Source organism: Vibrio sp. V03_P4A6T147 (assembly GCF_002241085.1).
Classification (GTDB): domain Bacteria; phylum Pseudomonadota; class Gammaproteobacteria; order Enterobacterales; family Vibrionaceae; genus Vibrio; species Vibrio anguillarum.
Genome location: NZ_NDIO01000101.1, coordinates 1 through 4,810 on the forward strand (window position 1 = coordinate 1; position 4,810 = coordinate 4,810).

The following is a 4,810-nucleotide window of genomic DNA, read 5'->3' on the forward strand; positions in this document are numbered from 1 at the left end:
TCATTATATAGAGCAAAACTCATGGTGCAACCAAAGAATTCCTCTATTTCACTACGAGATATAGAGGTGTTGGGCCATAAAAAAACGACTCACAATTGTGAGTCGTTCAGTCGAAACTATGTATGCACGGATGCTTAATTTGATTCTTTAAATGCCTTCATCGCTTGCAAATGCTGTGAGATTTTCTTGAACTTATGGTTCTGGGTTTCATCCCAAATGATATCGTAGTAGTTTTCGAGCTCTGCTGCTGTTTTGCTGTTGTCATGAATTTCATCTTCTTTAGATAAAATCACTAAACAGCGTCCTTTATTTTTTACCCTGTATTGCTCAACACACTTAGTCGCAATATCTTCATACTCTTCAGGGCGATCGATGCGTCCAGTCATGTTTGTTTCCGGATGCAAGTTAGGATTAAACACCACTTGCTTAATTCCGCATAAGAATCCAATCCGCTCAGACCAGAAGCCGCCGAGGCCTACGCCACAAATAATCGGATGTGGGTCATCAGACAGCTCAATCACTTTATGCACTTCTTTTAGAAGATGCTGCATATCGTGTTTTGGGTGCTGTGTACTGTAGTTAATAAAACGGACATCGCTGTCAATAAATTGCAATTGCAGTACTTTTTCATGGTTTCCTGGGCTTGTTGAATCAAAACCGTGCAGATAAATAATCATAATAACTCCCCACTCCTTGAGGTTTTTAATCTACCACGAAGATTGTGGTTTCAAAGACTTTAACCTTAATTTACTGCAACAAAACGACGAAACAGTGATCCTAGCTACATAATGTGCGTTTTAGATGTTCGGCTTGTTGACGATAATAGTCATCACCCCATAATTGATGTGCTAACAAATACCATAACATGGCCATCATTGTTGCTCTTGGATGCCAAGCCACCACTCCTTCGACCCAATCATCGACCCCTACAATCTCACGCAACTGACAATAACGGTAGACCGCCTCTAATGGTTTTTCTTCTGCAACATCAATGCTTAAAGCCAGGTCGAGTCGGGGGTCGGCAATTGAGGCGTATTCCCAATCGATCACGCGGTTACCTTCATCGGTTTTAACCATATTGTAGCCAGCCAAATCAAAGTGACACAAAGTCTGACCAACATCAGCAAGGTTAGGTGCGGTGCGCCAACGTTGATATAAAGCCGACAAGTCCTCACTTTTATACTCAGCTTTGAGCTGTAGCCAATAATGATCAACCCGAGCGATAAAACTGAAAGGGGCAACTGGGATGCGTGCTGTACTGAGATTATGGATCTTTATCTGTGTTTTTAATAGAGAATCGAAAGGTAAACCACCAGTAAGGGATTGGCCATCAATCCATTCAACCAATAATCCTTGATCATTAATGGAAAGTGGCTTGGGGCCTAAGTGAGAAGATTCGATAGCAGAGAGAATTTGATATTCTTGAAAACGCGAAATGGAAAAGGCTTGAGTGATCGGAGTATTAGGCCGCCAAACAAAGCTGCGTTCCTCCGTGACAATTTTCCAACATCGGTTTGTTAACCCCCCTGTCAGCGTTTGTGCGTAGTCAGGGGGAGTAGAGAAGAATCCTTCTAGCGACGTTAAGGTACGATCAAGCTGACAAGCTTCACGCCAAGACATTCTCGCCATAAGGACCTCTTCTCTCAATTACTCAATTTTGTGATTAAAAACCGAGTAAACTTTTTGACTGCTGTTTACGAATTTCGGTTTCATCTGCCCATTCAATAAGGCCGCTTTGAAGATCCATTAAACGCATCGTCATTTTGTAATATACATCTTTATCACTGCTTGCGTTTTTCACAATACTCGACAAGTTGCCATACAGCATATATTGTGCGCCAACCATTTTGCCAAACTGAATGGCGGTACTTTGATTGACCAACTCATCATTATTTTGGAAATTGAGCTGTTCGCGCACGGCTTCTACACGATCCATGTCGACGAAGCGGAACTTACCTGAATTCAACATCTTAGTACTGATGGTGTCAGTGATAGATTCAGTATCAATGTGCTCACTGGTTTTATTTTTGATTCGCTCAACAAACACGATAGGACGAGAATCACGGGTAATCGCGGCTACCGAACCTGACATCATCATGCTATCAACCATTTCCCCCGCGATTTTTTGTAAATCTGTTGAACCAAAATCAACTGTCGTCGTTTCAACGGATTGTGCATCTCCGTAGCTGACTTTATTTGAACAGCCGCCCAAAATGACAGCGAGTCCTAGCAATGCGATAATACTTTTGTTCATATTGGTTCCTTACTTTCCCAATTTAATTATTTGACCCACGGATCTGTACGCGAAACTGTTTTCCATTTGGATTGACAGAAATCTCCGACAACGACACCGTCTCCATCCCACTGATGATTTTTTGTTTCCAAGGACTTTGTCTGTTATTGACTTCAAGCCCATCATCGTCATACCAAGAAAAACGGTACTCGATAATTTGGTCACCTTGGTAATGACTCACTAAACGTACAAGTCCCCTCGTATGACCATCCACTTGGTTAGTTGCAATGTCTTCAACAACCAAGCGATTACCTAATACATTGTCGCCAAATAGCACTTTTTGCGAAGCGCCATCAACTCTTAATCCTGCGGTATTTTCAGCACATCCAATCAATGAGAATATGACTAACAGTCCCAATATCCACTTTTTCATTACAATCTTCCTAGTTGTTTATGCCAGATGGTTGAATGACGTCCCTGACGAGAAACCCACACCAAAGTGGTGCCTTTTTCCGGTACAGAAAACTGATATTCTTGCTCTCCCACCCTTATCTGTTGCTCGCCTGCATTGACTTGCAGACTGGCCGTTTGCACCAGCCCTGGCAGCGTTAGCCAACTGCGCGTATCGGGCTGCTCTGTCAGTAGATTCCAAACGTTGAAGACTAAATTACCAACATTGTCATCTTTGGCCGCTTCCTTGCGCAATTGATCTTTCGCCAGCACTCTCAACACTTGCCTTATTACTATAGAGGGCATTTTCTCAGACAAGTTTCGACTTGCCATTAAATTCACATCCGTCAGAAAATGAGAAGTGAGTACTTTGTCATTCATCTTCAGTGATGAAAATGATTCAGCGGGTGTATTCGGATAATAAGGTAAGGCAAGAGAATACAATGCACCATTTCCTCTGCTGTCATACAAGGGTAAAGATTGACGCCAGCTATCTAAGGCTTTCACCACACTCTGCTCTTCTATTATAAGCACACGACCTTGAGAAGCAGTCAGTGAATGAGATTTCCCGTAGCGTTTCTCTAATTGGATTAGGTCTTCTCTCATCCCTAATCGTTTCGCAACGCGTAATGTACCCTCTATAACCTCAATATTATCGGGAGTGACTGCCAAAGCGCGTCGATAGTCGACATAGGCACTGTTAAGATCACCAGAGGCTTCATAAAGCAAAGCAGAAAGGTAAAAAAGGTAACCATTCTGCACCGCCTGCAAAGCTTTTCCTGCATCAGGGTAGTTTGCTAGTACGCTGCCTAAGTTTGGTGTCACACCTTGTGATTTTAGCTCTTTTTGCGCCTTTTCAAGTTCCGCTTCTCTAGCCTGCCTTGCTTGCTCTTGTACCTGATTCGCTCGCCGAACCTCAACCAGAGCTCCATCCAAATCATTCTGTTGTAAATAATTTAAACCGAGATAAAGATGTAAAAAACCGAGTTCATAATCCGCAAGAACGTATTCCATCAAGTTATCATTCACAGCCAACGCACCGACACTTGTCGCCGTATCACTTAGTGAAATCAATGCCTTATCTTGTTGAATTTTAACCGCAGAATCACTCAATTCGAAACTACGCTTACTGTCTACATAATTCTGGTTAAGAAAATGGACTCGCCCTTTTTCCAGATTGTCCAGAATGTCACCCGCGACAAATTCCGCAAGTTCATTCTCCGCATCTTGATACTGCCCAGATTTAACTGACTGATAGACAGCGTCATTTTGAGCACTGTAATGACTAAACAAGTTCCCCGCAGAAAAATTAGCACAGGCATTGAGAAAAAAAGGCGATAAAAAAACCGTAATATGTCGCACGTAACGCTTCACTCAATACTCCATATTTAACTCTAATCGTATCAATCGAGCGCCCAATAATGGCTGGGCGACCCATGCATTAGCTCATCAAAAGCGGACCCAACGGGCGACCACCAACCAAGTGCATATGAATGTGGTAAACCTCTTGGCCACCATGAGCGTTACAATTCACTATCAAGCGATAGCCATCTTGTGCAATACCTTCTTGTTGAGCGATTTTTTTTGCCACTGTAAACATACGTCCCATAGCCGCTTCATGCTCAGGTTCAACATCGTTGGTCGTCGGAATAAACGCATTGGGAATGATAAGAATATGGCTAGGCGCTCTAGGGTTAATGTCCCGAAAGGCGGTAACTAAATCATCTTGATAGAGGATATCTGCAGGAATTTCTTTACGGATAATTTTGCTAAAAATGGTTTCTTCAGCCATGAAATACTCCACTAGTAAATAGGCCTACGCAGTCACATCAAAGTACATTAGATCGAGATAAGTGGTTCAAGGCTAATACCTAAGTGGCCCACGACAACATATCGACAACCGATAGAACCGACACTAATTTGACCTTAATGCTACTGAATATAATAGGTGTGTAGTTGGATTTGAGTATGCGTGAACCCTGTCAAAAGCTCAATAAAAAACACCGTACGCGTAGCATAAATGACAGAACACTAATATAAAAAATGCGTTTTGCCAGGCCCGTCATAAAATGTACGTCTCACATTCAATACAATACTCATTATTTTGTTATTTTTTAAAACAAAACA

6 protein-coding genes are annotated in these 4,810 nt (G+C 42.2%); all 6 read right to left on the reverse strand.

Annotated features, from left to right (window positions below):
• Positions 1–134: 134 nt before the first annotated feature.
• Complete coding sequence (ycfP, locus tag B9J84_RS03890) at positions 135–677, reverse strand: alpha/beta hydrolase YcfP (protein ID WP_013856523.1); 543 nt, start codon at positions 675–677, stop codon at positions 135–137.
• A gap of 100 nt (positions 678–777) precedes the next feature.
• Positions 778–1,629, reverse strand: a complete 852-nt coding sequence (locus B9J84_RS03895) for a phosphotransferase (RefSeq protein ID WP_038170292.1) — start codon at positions 1,627–1,629, stop codon at positions 778–780.
• 34 nt (positions 1,630–1,663) lie between these two features.
• Entirely contained in the window at positions 1,664–2,254 is a 591-nt protein-coding gene (gene lpoB / locus B9J84_RS03900) for a penicillin-binding protein activator LpoB (RefSeq protein WP_013856521.1), read from the reverse strand.
• Positions 2,255–2,276: 22 nt separating this feature from the next.
• On the reverse strand, positions 2,277–2,666 hold the full coding sequence (locus B9J84_RS03905) for a YcfL family protein (protein ID WP_094123571.1): 390 nt from the start codon (positions 2,664–2,666) through the stop codon (positions 2,277–2,279).
• Entirely contained in the window at positions 2,666–4,057 is a 1,392-nt protein-coding gene (locus B9J84_RS03910) for a COG3014 family protein (protein WP_094123572.1), read from the reverse strand. The genes B9J84_RS03905 and B9J84_RS03910 overlap by 1 nt, the downstream gene beginning before the upstream one ends.
• 67 nt (positions 4,058–4,124) lie before the next feature.
• Positions 4,125–4,475, reverse strand: a complete 351-nt coding sequence (gene hinT, locus B9J84_RS03915; RefSeq protein WP_026027183.1) for a purine nucleoside phosphoramidase — start codon at positions 4,473–4,475, stop codon at positions 4,125–4,127.
• Positions 4,476–4,810 lie beyond the last annotated feature (335 nt).

What these genes read in the sequence shown, in the direction of transcription:
- ycfP (WP_013856523.1), bottom strand. Translation starts at nt 677, where the DNA reads ATGATTATTTATCTGCACGGTTTTGATTCAACAAGCCCAGGAAACCAT.
- lpoB (WP_013856521.1), bottom strand. Translation starts at nt 2,254, where the DNA reads ATGAACAAAAGTATTATCGCATTGCTAGGACTCGCTGTCATTTTGGGC.
- B9J84_RS03895 (WP_038170292.1), bottom strand. Translation starts at nt 1,629, where the DNA reads ATGGCGAGAATGTCTTGGCGTGAAGCTTGTCAGCTTGATCGTACCTTA.
- hinT (WP_026027183.1), bottom strand. Translation starts at nt 4,475, where the DNA reads ATGGCTGAAGAAACCATTTTTAGCAAAATTATCCGTAAAGAAATTCCT.
- B9J84_RS03905 (WP_094123571.1), bottom strand. Translation starts at nt 2,666, where the DNA reads ATGAAAAAGTGGATATTGGGACTGTTAGTCATATTCTCATTGATTGGA.